Genomic DNA, 17004 nt, shown 5'->3' with positions numbered 1-17004 from the left:
AATTATTTCTCTCTACCGAAGCGGATTTAGCAGTTCATTGATTAGATTATCTAAAGTAATATTGGCGCTATATGCAGCAAAACCCAGCGCCATACGATGTCTTAAAATCGGCTTAGCTAGGGAAATAACATCGTCAATGGATGGCGAAAACCTTCCATGTAAAACGGCCCTTGCGCGAATGGCTTGCATGAATGCTTGGCTAGCACGTGGGCCAGGTCCCCATGCCACATGTTCCTTAACGAGTTGATGGTCACTTTGTTCGGGGCGACAAGAACGAACTAATTCAAGAATAGCTTCTACAACACTCTCTCCCACCGGGATTTGTTTTACAAGTTGTTGGATATCGATCAAATCCTTGGGTGTTATAACAGGTTCTGGCTTCTTTGCGTCTATGCCAGTTGTGTTCAGAATGATTTCTCTTTCTGTTTCCTTATCAGGATATTCAATGCTGATTTCCATCAGGAATCGATCAAGCTGAGCTTCAGGAAGAGGATAAGTTCCTTCTTGTTCTAATGGGTTTTGGGTTGCCAGAACGTGAAAAGGCTTTGGTAAGTCATGATAGTGACCAGCGACAGAAACACGGCGTTCCTGCATCGCTTGTAATAAAGCAGACTGAGTACGTGGGCTGGCACGGTTGATTTCATCAGCCATTAAAAGTTGACTGAAAATTGGACCTTGCAAGAAGCGAAAGCTCCGTCGACCACTCTCGTTTTCTTCTAAGACTTCTGAACCTAAAATATCTGCAGGCATCAGATCAGGTGTAAATTGTACCCGTTTTTCTGAGAGACCCAATACCTGACCTAATGTCTCAACTAACAGAGTTTTACCAAGGCCAGGTACACCAATTAAAACTGCATGCCCACTTGCGAGAACAGTAATTAGGCTTTGTTCCACTACGTTGTCTTGACCAATTATGACTTGTGCAATCTCGGCACGTATTTTCTGGATTTTAGTTGATGCTTCCGCAAGGGGTTGAGCCAACGTTGTTTCCAGATCTTCGTTTAATGAATTGATTTCAAAAGTTTCATTTGTCGCGGACATGGATAAACCTTAAACTAGAGATAAGATATAAAGGTTAGCATAACACTTTATGAGGTAAGTCTAACACATGCTTTCTAAGCAGACTATAGAAACCGGATCACAGAATTATGAATGACCCAATAAAACAAATAGAATCTGGTATGAACGAGGCAGGAAAAGCCGCTGCGCAAAATATCAAAGAGCTTATGGAGAGTGGGCAAGGTTTACATGTTTCCCCATGGCCGGAGAAAATATGTAATTATGATATGAAGATTGCTCGGAATGGTGATTGGTATCACGAGGGTGGCCTTATTAAACGTCAAGCTTTATGCAAACTCTTTTCCACTATTTTGCAGAAAGATGAAGACGATCAGTTCTGGTTGGTAACACCTGCCGAGAAGGGTAAGATTGAGGTCGAGGATGCACCTTTTGTTGCTGTTGAAATGAGAGTTGAAGGGCAAGGTAAGAAACAAACTTTATCCTTTCGTAGTAATTTAGATCATTGGGTAACAGTGGATGAGAACCATCCAATACGCATTGTTGTTGATCTTGAAACAAATGAACCGAAACCCTACGTCTTAATAAGAGATAACCTTGAAGCTCTGATTGTGCGAAGTGTGTTTTATGATCTTGTGGAACTGGCAGAAGAGGTTGAACGCGACGAACAATTAAAATTTGGTGTTTGGTCTTCAGGGAATTTCTTTGAAATTGGTTCTTTGGAAGAAGGTTGATGCATATAACTGACGTGATTGCTGCTCTTGAAGCGCATAAAATCAGACAATCTGAGGATACACGTAAACGGGGCGATGCAGATTTAAATCCGGGCATGCAACCTATGCGGGATCCATTGACACCAGCTTCGGTTCTTGTGCCATTAGTGCAAAGAAATGATGGAATAACAGTCCTTTTGACGCAGCGTACGGATCATTTGCATGATCATGCTGGACAAATCAGTTTTCCGGGTGGACGAGCAGAAAAAGACGATTCAGATGCCATAGACACGGCGTTAAGAGAGACAGAAGAAGAAGTAGGGCTTAATCGTCGGCATGTGGAAACTATTGGGCAATTGGATCCGTATATTACGCGTACGGGATTTGACGTGACGCCTGTGGTAGGGGTTGTAACACCTCCTTTTGAAACTGAATTGGATGATTTTGAGGTTGCCTCTATTTTTGAAGTCCCATTAACCTTTTTCTTGAACCGTGAGAACCACGTAAAACAAGCATATGAATTTGAATCCATCCGTCGTCATTTTTATGTTTTACCCTATAAAGACTATCATATATGGGGTGCGACGGCGGGCATGTTAGTTAATCTGGTTGATATCCTGGAGGGAAAATGATCCGGATAATTTTGACAGTGGTTTTACCACTTATCACACCGACTTTAATATATTTCTTTTTGGTTCGCTTGCGTGCCAAATGGAAAAAAGAAGATGAAACAGCGGAGCATATTCCAGCCTATCATGCATGGCCGTGGTTTCGTTTGATTGGTTTTGGTGGAGTCCTATTGATCCTTACTTTTTTGGTATTCGGTTTTCCAAATTATGATGGATTCCATGGTAAATATATACCACCACATATGGAGAATGGTGAATTGGTGCCGGGCCAATTTGTCAAAGAAACAGACGAGTAATGCTTTCAGATGCGGTTCTTGTTACGACGAAGTTATCCATGAGGCCTGATTGGCTTGATGATCCAAATATCTTACGTCTGTTTCAGGTATTGGAGGCTGCAAGTATCGAAGGGCGTTTCGTTGGTGGCTGTGTAAGAGATTTTCTGGTTGGGCGTGAGGTTCACGATTTTGATATCGCTGTTAATCGTGATCCTGAATATGTGATGAAATCTCTTGAGGCAGCGGGCCTGAGGGTGATCCCGACGGGATTGTCTCATGGCACAATAACAGCGGTTTTAGATCATGTTCCCTATGAGTTAACTACTCTTCGTAAGGATGTAGAAACAGACGGGCGGCATGCTGTTGTAGAATTCACCGATGACTGGCAAGAGGATGCAGCTCGCCGGGATTTTACGATGAATGCCCTATATATGGATGTTGGCGGCACTCTTTATGATTATTTCGGTGGATGGGATGATTTAAAAGACGGGCATGTGCGATTTGTAGGTGACCCGCGTCTACGTATGACAGAAGACGCATTGCGTTTATTACGTTATTTTCGTTTCTCTGCGCGCTATGAACGTCAAGGATTTGACCAGAATGTTCTGGCGATTTGTAAAGAATTTGTAAGTCATCTTCCACGTTTGGCCACAGAACGTATTTGGCAGGAATGGTCTAAATTACTTACAATACCCAAGATTTCATCTACTCTATCTGCGATGAATCAGATTGGTATGTTTGATCAGATGTATCGAAAGATGCCCGTTAAGGTTACGGATAAAGATATTGCTTTCTTAGATCAATTGAATGGGGGCAACCCATTGCAACGCTTAGCATTGCTGCATGGTCATTTTGATCAAAAAGAAGCAAGACAACTTGCAAATGCGTTACGTTTTTCAAATGCAGAAAAAAAATACTTTATTGGCCTTTATACGCCACGTGAGATTTTCAAAGATTTATCTAACAGAATGTTCTTTCAGGTCTATAATAAAATAGGACCTGATTTAGTGAGGGATATCGCCCAACTGGGCCAGATTCGTGATGAAGATGGAGGCTGGGATAAGTTAGGTTGTTTTGCCGAGAAAACGGGACAGCCTGAATTCCCATTATTAGGGCGAGACGTGATAAATATGGGGGTTGAAGCAGGTCCCGAAGTGGGGCAAATTCTTCAAAAAGTGGAAGATGAATGGATTGGCAGCGGTTTTCAAATAGATCGCGAAACCTGTTTATCCAGATTAGAGAAAATCGCGAAGAAGGAATAATCATTATGCGCGTCGATCAACCAGTTGCTATACAACTTGCCGATTACACGGCGCCTGCTTTTTCGGTGTCGCGGGTCGAACTTGAATTTGATTTAGAACCTGAATTTACCTTGGTAACAGCAACTCAATATTTAAAACGTTGCGATGGCGGAAATGATGATCTGGTCTTACATGGGGAAGAATTAGGTTTGAATTCCATTCGTGTGAATGGTCGTGAATTGCGCGAAGATCAATTTACATTGACAGATGAACTTCTGACATTATCCGATTTGCCTGACGAATTTACGTTAACGATCCAAAATACAATCAATCCGGCTGCCAATACACGTCTTGAAGGTCTATACCGTTCTAGCACGATGTATTGTACACAATGTGAAGCGGAAGGGTTTCGCCGGATCACCTATTTTATGGACCGACCAGATGTGATGACCACCTATAAGGTGACAATCCGTGCTGATAAAGAGACAAATCCGGTATTGCTTTCTAATGGTAACAATATTGAAAATGGTGAATTGGAAGGTGGACGCCATTACGCTGTTTGGGAAGACCCGCATGCAAAACCGAGTTATCTATTTGCGTTGGTAGCAGGTGATTTAGCGAAAGTAGAAGACACTTTTACAACTAAGTCGGGCCAAGATGTGACCTTGCGTATCTTTGTGGAACATGGAAATGAGACACGCTGTGATTATGCGATGGATAGTCTGAAACGATCCATGCGCTGGGATGAGACGCGCTTTGATCTGGAATATGATCTGAATATTTTTAATATCGTGGCTGTGTCCGATTTTAATATGGGCGCGATGGAAAATAAAAGCCTGAATATATTCAATGATAAATATATTCTCGCAGATGAAAAAACAGGAACAGATACAGATTTCGATCTCATCGAAGGTATTGTTGCCCATGAATATTTTCATAACTGGACGGGGAACCGTGTCACTTGTCGTGATTGGTTTCAGTTAAGTTTAAAAGAAGGTTTAACCGTTTTCCGAGATCAGGAATTTTCTGGTGACCAGCGTAGTCATGCCGTAAAGCGCATTGAAGATGTACGTATGTTACGTGCTCGTCAATTCCCAGAAGATGCAGGACCTTTATCCCATCCCGTGCGACCAGAAAGCTATATTGAAATTAATAATTTCTACACAGCAACCGTTTATGAAAAGGGCGCAGAAGTTATCCGTATGATGCATACTTTATTGGGAGAAGAAAACTTCCAGAAAGGTATGAAGTTGTATTTTGAACGTCATGATGGGCAAGCAGTTACATGTGATGATTTTGTGGCAGCCATGCAGGATGCCAGTGGCTTTGATTTAACACATTTTAAATTATGGTATAGTCAATCCGGCACGCCAAATGTGGATGTGAAATCTGCGGATTATGACCAAGAAACGCAACGTTATAGTTTGACCTTACGACAGGAAACAAAACCAACGGCAGGACAAGCGTCCAAGCAGTCTCTACATATCCCTTTACGTGTTGGCCTTTTAGGTGAAGCCGGTGAAGATCAGAAATGCTATCTAGACGGTGTTGAAGCAAGTGAACATCTTTTGCATTTAAAAGAAGAAGAACAAACATTTGTATTTGGAAATGTTGTGACGAAGCCTGTGTTATCTTTAAATCGAGGTTTCACTGCACCTATTCATTTAAAAACAGGCCAAAGCCAAGCTGAAATGGCATTTCTGATGGGGAATGATCATGATAGCTTTAACCGTTGGGAAGCCGGTCAACAATATGCCGCAGAGCTCTTAACCAAGATGGTTGCTGAATATCAGACTGGAAAAGATTTCAGTATTGATAACGACTTTGTTGCCGCTATGGGGCATATCGCCAGAAATGAAGATTTAGAACCTGCCTTTAAAGCCTGTGCATTGAAATTACCATCTGAAGAATTCGTTTCAGAACAAATGGATTTGATTGATGTAGATGCGATTCACGCAGCACGTGAAGCCTTGCGTGTTGCTGTGGCAACAGCGCATAGAGCTGTTTTTGAAGAAATCTATGATCATTCCACCGTTCATGGTGTATTTGAACCAACAGCTGAACAAGCAGGTTTGCGTGATCTTCGCAATACAGCTTTGGCTTATATGGCGGCTGCGGATGCTAATGAAGCGCCTGCATTACTGAAGGCTCATTATGAGGCCGCTGACAATATGACGGACGCAGTCGCAGGTATGCGATTGATCACCGATTATCCGGGCGAAATGAAAAAGGCTGTTTTTGATCATTTCCACGACATCTGGAAAGATAATGCAATTGTGATGGATAAATGGCTAGGTGCACAAGCAATCTCCTCACATCCTGATGTATTATCTGATGTGAAAACATTGATGGATCATCCTGTCTTTAATTTTAATAATCCAAATCGTCTACGTGCTTTAGTCGGATCATTCTGTATAGGTAATATGGTTCGCTTCCACGCAGCAGATGGTTCCGGATACAACTTCTTAGCTGATATTATCATCCGATTAGATAAGATGAATCCTCAAGTGTCTGCGCGATTAGCGGGGCCATTAGGGCAATGGAAAAGATTTGATGAGGGCCGTCAAATAAAAATGAAATCTGCGCTACAACGTGTTGCAGATGTGGATGGTTTAAGCCGAGATGTTTTTGAGGTGGTCAGCAAGTCACTCGTCTAAAAAATCCGATCCGATCACAGAAATGTTAGGCAATGTTTAAGGGATTTTTTGGACCATATGCCTTACATGATAGATATCAGAATGAAAAAGGTGACTTATGACCGAAACAGTGAAATTTGATATTTGTGTGATTGGTGCCGGATCCGGTGGTTTGTCTGTTGCCGCAGGTGCTGTGCAAATGGGGGCCTCTGTTGCTTTAATTGAAAAAGGCAAAATGGGTGGCGACTGCCTAAATTATGGATGTGTGCCATCAAAAGCTTTGCTTGCAGCATCCCACGCAGCGCAATCGCATAAACATGCAGCAAATTTCGGGGTTACATATGACGATCCCAAGATTGATATGTCAGCAATACGCGGTCATGTGGACTCAGTTATTAAGACCATTGAACCACATGATTCCGTGGAACGTTTTGAAGGTCTGGGTGTCAAAGTTTATCAGGGGGCGGGCAAGTTTGTTGGGCCGCGTGAAGTACAAGTAAACGACACGATTATTCAGGCAAAATACATTGTCGTTTCCACTGGGTCATCTGCTTTTGTGCCACCCATTTCAGGCGTTGAAGATACGCCATATTTCACCAATGAAACCATTTTCTTTAATGAAGAGAAAATAGATCATCTAGTGGTTATTGGCGGCGGTCCTATTGGCGCAGAAATGGCGCAAGCACATGCCCAACTTGGGATCAAAGTTTCGGTTGTGGATGCATTAACTATTTTGAACAAAGATGATGAACAAGCTGTTCAAGTCGTACGAGAGCAGTTGGTCGCGGATGGCATTGATCTCTATGAAGGAACATCTGTGCAATCCGTTGCAAAAACTGCAGCCGGTATTGAAGTCAAAATTGAAAAAAATGGTGAGCAAGCCGTTATCGATGGAAGTCATATCTTAATGGCAGTCGGGCGAGCACCTAATGTGCATGGTTTGGATTTGGAAAAAGCAAATATCAAGTTCTCTCCGCGCGGGATTGAAGTGGATGAAAGACTACGTAGTAGTAATAAACGTGTCTTTGCGATCGGTGATGTAACTGGTGGATATCAATTCACTCATATGGCTGGATATGATGCTGGTATCGTTATTAGAAATGCGCTTTTCAAAATGCCTGCAAAAGTGAGTCATTCAGCCGTTCCTTGGGTAACTTATACATCCCCTGAAATTGCACAAGTGGGTGTGAATGAGTTAACAGTCAAAGAAAAATATGCCGATAATTATGATATGTTGGAATGGCATTTTAAAGAAAATGACCGTGCGCAGGCAGAAGGTAAAACAAAAGGTTTTGCAAAAGCTATTGTTGATAAAAAAGGTAAGATCCTCGGATGCACCATGGTCGGTGATGGGGCAGGGGAATTAATTGCTCCATGGTGTTTGGCGATTTCAAAAGGATTAAAGATCGGAGATATTGCGGGAATGATTTTACCTTATCCAACACGTTCAGAAATTTCCAAAAGAGTGGCTGGAAGCTATTATACACCGAAACTTTTTTCTGATCGTGTTCGTAAGATTGTTTCCTTCCTGATGAAATTTTCCTGATTGATAGTTCTGAGTGGCATTAAAATTGCTTTCTTAATCTCAGTATGTGTTTTTCAGAGATTTAAGGAGGCAAAAAATGAAGCTAGGACATATTTTCAATGCGCTTGGTTGGACTCGTGAAGAGGCGCTAAGCCGCACAACACAAGAGCCTTATTTGCTGACGCCTTCTCGTGAACGTGTTTCTGCATCTTCTGTAAAACGATCTGCGCCTCGGCATTATTTGCCTGATGGGTTTGAGACATCGGTAAAAATTGACACTCAAGCGGTATTTCGTTTAGCCAATCGCAAATTTGACCCACGTAATATGACACGTGATGATAATCGTCGCTTAGCGGCATTATTGTTGGATGCAGGTGCGATTAATCGCCGTGACCATCGTATTCTGACAGATGGTCCGGTAAAACGTTCCGGCGCTCTGGAGGAAGATAAAATTACCTTGGATATGATTTCTGCATGGCAGGGTAAATTGCATAAAGATATGGCGGCTCATGATTTTCAATCTGTAGATCAAGGAAGCCGTGCTTTGACGATCCTTGGTCGTGTGGAAGCTGCCGGGGAAGTTGCTTAATTTACAGTAATTCCAAAACAAAGAGCTCTCTCTGTAATGAGCTATGTCGTGGTTGGTTTTGCCCCACCTTAGAAAGATATAGTTTGTTACTCTTGCCAAAGAAAAGCCCATGATTTGTATCATGGGCTTTTCTATTTGTTTAGTGGGTGTATTTGGTAATTAATTCAGAAAGAAGTTTTGGGTTCGCCAGTTTAGCCAAGGTGCTATCTAAGCGCTGCAAAAAGTTATTTGTCCAATCGAAAATAGAAGTTAAGTATTCAACAAATAGGCCTTCTGTGATTTCGTCTTTAGAGGAAAAATTATTGGGGCAAGTATAAGGACATCATTCAGTTGTCGATAACGTAATTTTTTTTGGTAAGTCACTTGCAGATACAGTGGATATGTTAAAGCTGACACCAATGACTAAATATAAGAGGCAAAGAGCCTTAAATCCGAATATTCTTTTTCCCCTAGAAATTAAATTATATCACCCAGTATATCCATGGCATATGAGAGCAATATTTAGAAGAATTAATTGCTCATAGGAAGCTTGATAATAAAGCGTGCTCCTTTGGGGCTGCCGTCAGGATTATGTCGGTTTTCGGCATAAATGCGACCATGATGAGCATCGATAATTTGTTTGGAAATCGCTAAGCCAAGACCGGAATGTTTTCCAAATGCTTCCCCCTCTGGTCGCTCAGAATAAAAGCGATCAAAGATTGCCTCTAATTTATTCTCAGGTATGCCAGGGCCTTCATCTTCTACCGTGATCGTTATTTGTTTGTCGCTACTTTCTAAGCGTATTGAGATACGTCCGTTGTCAGGGGAAAATGTTTCTGCGTTACCAAATAAATTTCTGAAAACTTGCACAAGTCGCCCTTCTATCCCTTGGATCATAAAAGGACCATTCCCAAGGCAATCTAAATGAAGTTGTGGACGGTTTCTTTCTTCGGCCGTTGTGTTATGCATATCAACGAGGGTATCAAGCATTTCTGCCATGTTGACAGGCGTTGCATCTGTTCGTGATAATTCAGCATCAAGACGCGAGGCATCAGAAATGTCGGTTATCAAACGATCAAGCCGCGTAACATCATCTTCAATGATCCGCAGTAATTTTTTCTTTTGTGCTTCATCTTTGGCAAAGGATAAAGTTTCAACGGCACTTTTAAGAGAAGTTAGAGGATTTTTAATCTCATGAGATACATCTGCGGCAAAGCTTTCAATGGCGGATAGTCTTTTTCGTAATGCATCTGTCATCTCTCTTAAAACACCTGATAACTCACCAATCGCATCTCGACGAGAGGTGAAGTCTGGAATGATATCATCTTGTCGGCCCACATTTTCGCGAATTCTTTCGGCTGCATGGGCTAGACGTTGGATAGGACTAACGATACTAGCTGCTAAATAAAGCGATAAGCTGATGGTTAGGACAAAGGCGAGCCCGGATAAAATTAATAGATTAAAGCGAATTTCGCGCATGGCAGCGTCAATTTTTGCCCCACCTTTTGAAAGCATTAATGCGCCCGCAATTTGATAATATCGCTGAACTGGAAAGGCGACTGATAGAACCAAGTTTCCATTTGATTTTTGCCTGACAACGCCTGTGATTCCACCGCGTAGCGCGTTTTGTGCTTCTGGAAAATCACTGGCAACAGGAATGGCATTGTTTGGATAGAGAGGGAGATCATGACTGGATGTGAATTCCGTTAAGTTTTCCATCATTTCCAAGAATGGTTCTAGGATTTGTTCGGCTGTGGAATCATGTTCAGGTAAGTCTTCGACCTCAACGATTTGATTGAGTCCACCTAACCTTTCACTATCTGCGGCTAGTTTTCCATCATTCAAAAACAGGCGGGCATGAACGCGGCCCGGAACAGATAATCTATGAATAATATGTCGAGCAGGCACCAGATTTAAAATTTCTTGTCCAGTGTTTAAGCGAGTGATTGCTGCTTCACCTAATGCACCGGAAAATATTTCACCCTGTGTCCGTAAGGCTTCTAATTCTTGCTGGATTAATTGGTCCTTATACACGCCTTGATATAGAAGCCCTGCAACCGGTATGGCGAGCGTTAGCATATTAATTGCTAAAATTTTACGTGCCAAAGGCGTCAAAAAGCGGGACTTTTTGACCGTCGAGCCTTTTTCCGGTTGTAGAGTTTTATTGGGCGCCTTAGCGGGGTCAGCTTTTAACATATTATTCGTTTAATGAAGTGGTTTTAGGCTGGTTCTTTATAACGATAACCCACCCCGTAGAGGGTTTCAATTTCATTAAATTCATTGTCGATATCACGGAATTTTTTACGCAGGCGTTTGATATGGCTATCAATTGTACGATCATCCACATAGATATTTTCGCCATAGGCAGAATCCATCAATTGATCACGATTTTTTACGTGACCTGGGCGTTGCGCTAATGTTTTGATCAATAAAAACTCTGTCACAGTTAGGTTCACCACTTTTCCGTTCCAGCTACAAATGTGGCGATCAGAATCTAATACCAGTTTACCACGTGTCATGACGCCGCCTGCGGAATTATCACCGCCGCTGGTTTCTAGTTCTTTACGGCGTAGAAGTGCGCGAATACGTTCAATCAAAAGGCGTTGAGAGAAGGGTTTTTTGATATAGTCATCAGCCCCCATCCGTAAACCAAGGAGTTCGTCTACCTCGTCATCTTTTGAGGTAAGGAAGATGACAGGCATTGTGTTGGTTTTGCGCAAACGTTGTAATAACTCCATGCCGTCCATACGTGGCATTTTGATGTCGAGGACAGCCAGGTCGGGGGTGCCGGTGTTGATTCCTGCCAGTGCAGTTTCCCCGTCATTATAGGTGACTACTTCAAAACCTTCTGATTCCAAGGCGATGGAAACGGAAGTCAGGATATTACGATCGTCGTCGACAAGTGCAATCTTATGGCTCATTTTGTGTCTGGCTTATGCCAGTCCCTCATTCAACTTTGGTTGTTACATAACATAATGGAATTTCTAGTATGCTACAATCAATTCCAATTAAGGCACAATTGGGGCATCAATAGGAAATCAACGTGGCAAAAGTGGTTTATTATTACGATTTCGTGACTTGCAATTATTTGGATAGCTGCCTATTTCTATCGCAGATGATGTCCGATTATTCGGATGTAACGGTTTAAAGGATTAGTAATTATGAAACGCTTGATTCTGTCGCCCGCCTTTATGGCGATTTTTGCTGTGGCTGCGGCTGCGTTGATTGCAACATATTTATATTTGTATCAAACGCAACAAAAGAGCAGTAATTCCTCTTTGGCGATGGGACAGGTAGAATTAGGTGGTCCGTTTAATTTGATTGATGAAGCCGGAAAACCAGTAACTGAAAAAGATTTTGCTGGTAAATATATGTTGATCTATTTTGGTTTTACTTATTGTCCTGATGTTTGTCCGACCGACCTTGCTGTCATGGGAGAGGCAATGGCGATGATGGAAGATGAAGATGATGATAAAGCGAGTAGAATAACGCCAATTTTCATTACTATTGATCCCGAACGTGATGTGCCCGACGCCATTGCAGAATATACAGATCATTTCCATGAACGTATGGTTGGTTTAACAGGTGAATTACCTGAAATTGCGAAAACAGCAAAAGCTTATCGCGTTTATTTTAATAAAGAAGAACCGGACGAAGATGGTGACTATGTTATGAGCCATTCTGCTTTTACATATCTAATGGATCCTAATGGTGAGTTTGTAACCATGTTCAAGCATGGCAGTAAGCCAGAACAAATGGCCAAAGATGTTTTAGCCTTGGTTCAGTAGATCCTTTCAGTAATTATTACTCCAAGTATTGAACACCATTCTGTCGTAATGTAGCGGGATGGTGTTTTTGATAGATCCTGTTAACAGTTCCATCCACGTCACCGATTTTTGTTTTCTTAAGGGCACGCTTCCAAGTTAAGGTTACATAAGTGAACTTGACATCTGACCTTTTGCTTAACTCATCCAGACAAGGGTTATTGGTCGTCATCGTCACCAAAAATGACTTCAGGACTTGGTAGGGCAAGCCAGATACGGATGAGTTCGGAAATGGATTGTGCAAGGAAAAGAATAAGTTCAGTACCTTGGCCGGGGTCAAATCTTTCTGGGTCACTACTACCAAATGCCAATAATGCCGGAGGAACTTCTGGTGAAATTTCTAAACGCACCAAAACCTCAGATTTTACCACTTCAAATTTTTCGACATAAACATTTGGATCTGGCATGGTGTTGTCACGTAAGGCGATAACTTCTCCATCGGGCAGCAGATAATCAATGAGAGTCGTCGGAATGACTCGTAAGCCATCAATTGGTGGCATACTCATATCATCATTCTCGACACATAAAGCAACACAGTCAAGTTCCAGAATCTGAGGTAGATCGCGGCTGATAACTTCTAATAATTCCTCAAAGGATTCGGTAGACATCAGTTGCAAAACACATTCATGAATCTGTGTAGTGCTAGATAGGTTGTCGCGGCTGTTAACAATCATAACATTGGCGAGATCTTCGGTGCGTTCTACCTGATCACGCAATCGATGGATCATTGTTTGCTGGAGGTCGCTTACTCCTTCACCCATTTCGCGGGAAGGTGGTTGCAAAATGCCAAGTAAGTCAGGAAAGCCAGATAAAAAATCAGGATGATCCCGTAAATAGTCAGCAACTATTTCCGCAGTCAGGTTTTCATTTGCAGCGCGAATGGTATGTTCTGCCATTTGAAAATCTCTCCAACATCAAAGAAATAAGGCAGACAAGAAATATGCTTGCCTGCCCTAAAAGAAATTACAGAATTGTTTGACCTGTTTTTTCCCAATCTTTCATAAAGGCATCCAATCCTTTATCTGTTAATGGGTGGTTATACAGAGCACGCAATGCTTTTGGTGGAAGAGTGCCAACATCAGCACCCATTTTAGCGGCTTCAATCACGTGACCCGGGCCACGGATAGAAGCAACCAATACTTCTGTCTTGAAATCATAATTTGCATAAATTTGACAAACATCTGCGATCAAATCCATACCATCAAGACCGATATCATCTAAACGTCCAACGAATGGTGAAATATACGCAGCGCCTGCTTTTGCTGCTAACAACGCCTGACCAGCAGAAAAGCATAATGTCACATTCACCGGAATGCCTTCGTCAGATAGGACTTTACATGTTTTCAAGCCATCTGCTGTTAATGGCACTTTAACAGCGATATTATCAGCTAGTTTAGCAAGTTTTAGGCCTTCTTTCAGCATTGTTTCATGGTCAAGTGCAACTGTTTCTGCACTTACCGGACCGTCAACAACAGCTGCAATTTCTTGGATAACTTCTAAGAAATCACGACCGGATTGTGCGATCAGGGATGGGTTTGTTGTTACGCCGTCAACCAAGCCTGTGCTGTTAAGGTCTTTGATTTCGTCGATATCTGCGGTGTCTACGAAGAATTTCATTTATCTCTTCCGTTAAAAAAGGGTGGAGGGAGCTCGCCTCATATGATTAATTCTGTCCGAATCGCTCTAGTCTGCCTAGTCTTAAATTGTAAAACTTTCGCAACAACCAGAAGAAACCAGTTTCATGGCCCCATCGGATCAATATTCACAGGACCTTTTCGCCAAAGATGACCCCTTCGTCAAGGGGGCAGAGAAAACACGGGTAAAAGTTCTTTTACCGCTGCCTTTGGCTGGAACATATGATTATGGTGTGCCTGACGGTATGGATCTGACACCCGGTGATTTTGTGAAAGTCCCGCTTGGCCCAAGAAAATTGATTGGGGTGGTATGGGGCTATGCGGAAGAAAGTGATGTTGCGGCCTCAAAATTAAAAGATATAGACAGTGTCCTTCATATTGGACGTTTGCCTGAAGCCAACCGGAAATTTGTAGATTGGATGGCGGCCTATTGTTTAGCGGCTCCGGGTGCTGTTTTACGAATGGCGATGTCTGTGCCCGCTGTTTTTGAACCGCAAAAGCCAAAATATCTTCTGACCGCGAAAGAGGGGGAGATTTCTATAAAAATGACTGCGGCCCGTCAGCGGGTTTTAAATGTCGTGCGTGAATTCCCGCCTATGTCATCCGCCGATATTGCGCGAGAGGCAGGGGTGTCAGCTTCCGTGGTAAAAGGGTTAATGGCGGCAGATGCGCTGGATGCAATTATGATCCCTGTTGGTGGATTATGGCCTGAACCTCATCCTGATAGTACAGGTTTCAAATTGTCAGAAGCGCAAAAAAACGCTGCAGATCATATTTGTGAAGAAGTGAAGAAGCATAAATTTGCAGTGTCTTTGTTAGATGGTGTGACCGGGTCCGGTAAAACAGAAGTTTATTTTGAGGCAATAGCCGAAACGTTACGTCAGAATAAACAAGTACTCATCCTGCTGCCTGAAATTGCTTTATCCGCACAATGGCTATCACGATTTGAAGCTCGCTTTGGTGTACGTCCGGGTGAATGGCACTCTGATGTGGGCGGAAGTAAAAAACGTGATTGTTGGCAAGCGATTGCTGCGGGTCGGTTAAAAGTCGTTGTTGGTGCGCGCTCTGCGTTGCATCTTCCATTTGCTGATCTTGGTTTGATAATTGTGGATGAGGAGCATGAAGCATCTTTCAAGCAAGAAGATGGCGTGATCTATCATGCAAGGGACATGGCGATCGTGCGTGGGCAGATTACAAATTGTCCCGTGGTATTGGCCTCTGCAACACCATCTATGGAAACAACGATTAATGTATCTCAAGGGCGCTTTGATCATTTGGTTCTGCCTGAACGACATGGTCAGGCCGTTTTACCGGAAGTGACCTTAATTGATCTGTTAAAAGATAAGCCTGGACGACAGCAATGGATATCCCCACCACTTGCAGATGCGGTTAAAGAAACGCTCGACAAAGGTGAGCAAGTCTTGTTGTTCTTGAACCGTCGGGGATATGCGCCTCTTACACTTTGCAATACTTGTGGGCATCGTTTGCAATGCCCCAATTGTACCGCGTGGTTGGTGGAGCATCGTTTTTCAAATCGTCTTGAATGTCATCATTGTGGATATCAGGCCCCTATGCCTACAGAATGCCCGGAATGTAATGATCAGCATAGTTTTCGTGCTTGTGGTCCGGGGGTGGAGCGTTTGGCGGAAGAGGTCTCAAATTTATTACCTGATGCCCGTGTGGAAGTTGTGACCTCTGATACTTTATATGGACCTGTGGCGGCCTCTGCATTTGTGGATCGGGTGACCTCGCATGAAACCAATGTGATAATTGGCACGCAGATTGTGGCAAAAGGATATCACTTTCCGGATTTAACACTTGTGGGGGTGATTGATGCGGATTTGGGATTGAGTGGCGGTGATCTTCGTGCCTCTGAAAGATGTTTTCAACTCTTGCATCAGGTGGCAGGCCGTGCGGGGCGTTCTGATCGTCCGGGGCGTGTGATGATTCAGACCAGTAATGTAAAAGAACCTGTGATGGCCGCACTTGCAAATGGGGATCGCGATGGGTTTATGGCTGCTGAGGCAGAGCAGCGAGAGGCGGCGGAAATGCCGCCCTATGGTCGCTTGGCTGCTTTAATTATCTCTGGCCCTGATCCGGATATGGTCAATGCAGTCAGTAAGCGTCTTGCGCAATCTGCCCCATTTGGCGAGGGGATTATTGTTTTGGGACCAACGCCTGCACCTTTGGCCGTCTTAAGAGGGAAGCATCGTCGTCGTATGTTGTTGAAGGTAAGTAAAAATATTTCTGTCCAGAAATTATTGAAGCCCTGGTTGAATGCCCAGAAGATTCCTTCATCCGTCAGAGTTCAGGTTGATATTGATCCCTATAGTTTCTTTTAGGCTTATGGCGAAGCAGCTTCGATTAATTGGACGGCAATCATTTTTGCGGTATTGGCAGCTTCGTCAGATTTGGAAACTTGCGCAGTCACCGTGGCGCCTTCAATTAAGAGCGCAAGTTTGTCAGCTAAAGCCTCTGGCGTTTTAAGGTTTGCTTCAAGGCAAATTTCGTAAAGATAGTCACGTTTCAGTTTTTTGGATTGTTGGCAAATATTACGAATCTGACTGGTATCTTCTGAATATTCAGCGATCACATTTACAAACGTGCAACCAAAAAAATCTTTTTGATTAAACCAATCCTTTGTCGCATCGAAGGCAGCTAGTAATCTTTCTTTTGGATCTTCTGAAGATTTATCGACGACTCGCATGAAATTATTTCGAGATATAGCATCCCCATATTGAAGGACAGCTGCGATTAAATCGTCTTTAGTTCGAAAATGCGCATAGAGAGTTTTCTTTGAAATTCTAGCTTTTTCCATAATCAAATTAACACCCGTATTATGGAACCCATATTCATTAAATAGGGGAAGTGCGCTTTCAATAATATGTTGTCGTTTCGAATTTTGCATAATTTAATATAAACAGATTGGTTTATTTTGTATA

Annotated in this window: 15 protein-coding genes; 9 read left to right on the top strand and 6 right to left on the bottom strand. The window is 42.7% G+C overall.

The window, feature by feature from the left end; genetic code table 11:
* Positions 1–12: 12 nt before the first annotated feature.
* Positions 13–1041, bottom strand: a complete 1029-nt coding sequence (locus E1160_RS10735; protein WP_155155158.1) for an AAA family ATPase — start codon at positions 1039–1041, stop codon at positions 13–15.
* A 107-nt stretch (positions 1042–1148) separates the two neighbouring features.
* On the opposite strand from E1160_RS10735, the gene E1160_RS10730 reads away from it, so the two are divergent.
* The 7 genes from E1160_RS10730 (at position 1149) to E1160_RS10700 (ending at position 8625) form a co-directional block, all read left to right on the top strand.
* Entirely contained in the window at positions 1149–1751 is a 603-nt protein-coding gene (locus tag E1160_RS10730) for a DUF1285 domain-containing protein (RefSeq protein ID WP_235914104.1), read from the top strand.
* Positions 1751–2362, top strand: a complete 612-nt coding sequence (locus tag E1160_RS10725) for a CoA pyrophosphatase (RefSeq protein ID WP_155155157.1) — start codon at positions 1751–1753, stop codon at positions 2360–2362. Before E1160_RS10730 ends, E1160_RS10725 begins: the two co-directional genes overlap by 1 nt.
* A complete protein-coding gene (locus E1160_RS10720) occupies positions 2359–2655 on the top strand; it encodes a hypothetical protein (protein WP_155155156.1) in 297 nt (98 codons plus the stop codon). Before E1160_RS10725 ends, E1160_RS10720 begins: the two co-directional genes overlap by 4 nt.
* Positions 2655–3896, top strand: coding sequence for a CCA tRNA nucleotidyltransferase (locus E1160_RS10715; RefSeq protein WP_155155155.1), 1242 nt, complete (start codon positions 2655–2657; stop codon positions 3894–3896). Before E1160_RS10720 ends, E1160_RS10715 begins: the two co-directional genes overlap by 1 nt.
* Before the next feature lie 5 nt (positions 3897–3901).
* Positions 3902–6532: an aminopeptidase N gene (pepN, locus tag E1160_RS10710; protein WP_155155154.1), complete on the top strand. Its 2631-nt coding sequence runs from the start codon at positions 3902–3904 to the stop codon at positions 6530–6532.
* Between the two features lie 97 nt (positions 6533–6629).
* Positions 6630–8057, top strand: a complete 1428-nt coding sequence (locus E1160_RS10705) for a dihydrolipoyl dehydrogenase family protein (protein WP_155155153.1) — start codon at positions 6630–6632, stop codon at positions 8055–8057.
* Positions 8058–8133: 76 nt separating this feature from the next.
* Positions 8134–8625, top strand: a complete 492-nt coding sequence (locus E1160_RS10700; RefSeq protein ID WP_155155152.1) for a hypothetical protein — start codon at positions 8134–8136, stop codon at positions 8623–8625.
* Between the two features lie 510 nt (positions 8626–9135).
* Here E1160_RS10700 and E1160_RS10695 read toward each other — a convergent pair.
* The gene (locus E1160_RS10695; protein WP_155155151.1) at positions 9136–10800 is read right to left on the bottom strand and encodes a stimulus-sensing domain-containing protein; all 1665 of its coding nucleotides are present in this window, start codon (positions 10798–10800) and stop codon (positions 9136–9138) included.
* 23 nt (positions 10801–10823) lie between these two features.
* Entirely contained in the window at positions 10824–11525 is a 702-nt protein-coding gene (locus E1160_RS10690; protein ID WP_155155150.1) for a response regulator transcription factor, read from the bottom strand.
* Positions 11526–11765: 240 nt separating this feature from the next.
* On the opposite strand from E1160_RS10690, the gene E1160_RS10685 reads away from it, so the two are divergent.
* The gene (locus E1160_RS10685; protein ID WP_235914103.1) at positions 11766–12392 is read left to right on the top strand and encodes an SCO family protein; all 627 of its coding nucleotides are present in this window, start codon (positions 11766–11768) and stop codon (positions 12390–12392) included.
* Positions 12393–12586: 194 nt separating this feature from the next.
* On the opposite strand, the gene E1160_RS10680 is transcribed toward E1160_RS10685, so the two are convergent.
* Both E1160_RS10680 and fsa read right to left on the bottom strand, forming a co-directional pair.
* The gene (locus E1160_RS10680) at positions 12587–13324 is read right to left on the bottom strand and encodes a DUF484 family protein (protein WP_155155149.1); all 738 of its coding nucleotides are present in this window, start codon (positions 13322–13324) and stop codon (positions 12587–12589) included.
* A gap of 67 nt (positions 13325–13391) precedes the next feature.
* Positions 13392–14045 carry a fructose-6-phosphate aldolase gene (fsa, locus tag E1160_RS10675; RefSeq protein ID WP_155155148.1) on the bottom strand — a complete coding sequence of 218 codons (654 nt, stop codon included), beginning with the start codon at positions 14043–14045 and terminating at the stop codon, positions 13392–13394.
* A gap of 124 nt (positions 14046–14169) precedes the next feature.
* Between fsa and E1160_RS10670 the strand changes: the two genes are divergently transcribed.
* Positions 14170–16404: a primosomal protein N' gene (locus E1160_RS10670; protein ID WP_155155147.1), complete on the top strand. Its 2235-nt coding sequence runs from the start codon at positions 14170–14172 to the stop codon at positions 16402–16404.
* Positions 16405–16406: 2 nt separating this feature from the next.
* Here the strand turns inward: E1160_RS10670 and E1160_RS10665 are convergent, their stop codons facing one another.
* The gene (locus E1160_RS10665; RefSeq protein WP_155155146.1) at positions 16407–16970 is read right to left on the bottom strand and encodes a TetR/AcrR family transcriptional regulator; all 564 of its coding nucleotides are present in this window, start codon (positions 16968–16970) and stop codon (positions 16407–16409) included.
* Positions 16971–17004 lie beyond the last annotated feature (34 nt).

The sequence above is a fragment of the Curvivirga aplysinae genome (genome assembly GCF_009711445.1).
Lineage (GTDB): Bacteria > Pseudomonadota > Alphaproteobacteria > UBA8366 > Aestuariispiraceae > Curvivirga > Curvivirga aplysinae.
Note: the sequence above shows the minus strand (reverse complement) of the source record. Positions and strands in the feature narration are given on the sequence as shown.

Coding starts and splice junctions, on each gene's coding strand:
- E1160_RS10735 (WP_155155158.1), bottom strand. CDS start 1,041: ATGTCCGCGACAAATGAAACTTTTGAAATCAATTCATTAAACGAAGAT.
- E1160_RS10730 (WP_235914104.1), top strand. CDS start 1,149: ATGAATGACCCAATAAAACAAATAGAATCTGGTATGAACGAGGCAGGA.
- E1160_RS10725 (WP_155155157.1), top strand. CDS start 1,751: ATGCATATAACTGACGTGATTGCTGCTCTTGAAGCGCATAAAATCAGA.
- E1160_RS10720 (WP_155155156.1), top strand. CDS start 2,359: ATGATCCGGATAATTTTGACAGTGGTTTTACCACTTATCACACCGACT.
- E1160_RS10715 (WP_155155155.1), top strand. CDS start 2,655: ATGCTTTCAGATGCGGTTCTTGTTACGACGAAGTTATCCATGAGGCCT.
- pepN (WP_155155154.1), top strand. CDS start 3,902: ATGCGCGTCGATCAACCAGTTGCTATACAACTTGCCGATTACACGGCG.
- E1160_RS10705 (WP_155155153.1), top strand. CDS start 6,630: ATGACCGAAACAGTGAAATTTGATATTTGTGTGATTGGTGCCGGATCC.
- E1160_RS10700 (WP_155155152.1), top strand. CDS start 8,134: ATGAAGCTAGGACATATTTTCAATGCGCTTGGTTGGACTCGTGAAGAG.
- E1160_RS10695 (WP_155155151.1), bottom strand. CDS start 10,800: ATGTTAAAAGCTGACCCCGCTAAGGCGCCCAATAAAACTCTACAACCG.
- E1160_RS10690 (WP_155155150.1), bottom strand. CDS start 11,525: ATGAGCCATAAGATTGCACTTGTCGACGACGATCGTAATATCCTGACT.
- E1160_RS10685 (WP_235914103.1), top strand. CDS start 11,766: ATGAAACGCTTGATTCTGTCGCCCGCCTTTATGGCGATTTTTGCTGTG.
- E1160_RS10680 (WP_155155149.1), bottom strand. CDS start 13,324: ATGGCAGAACATACCATTCGCGCTGCAAATGAAAACCTGACTGCGGAA.
- fsa (WP_155155148.1), bottom strand. CDS start 14,045: ATGAAATTCTTCGTAGACACCGCAGATATCGACGAAATCAAAGACCTT.
- E1160_RS10670 (WP_155155147.1), top strand. CDS start 14,170: ATGGCCCCATCGGATCAATATTCACAGGACCTTTTCGCCAAAGATGAC.
- E1160_RS10665 (WP_155155146.1), bottom strand. CDS start 16,970: ATGCAAAATTCGAAACGACAACATATTATTGAAAGCGCACTTCCCCTA.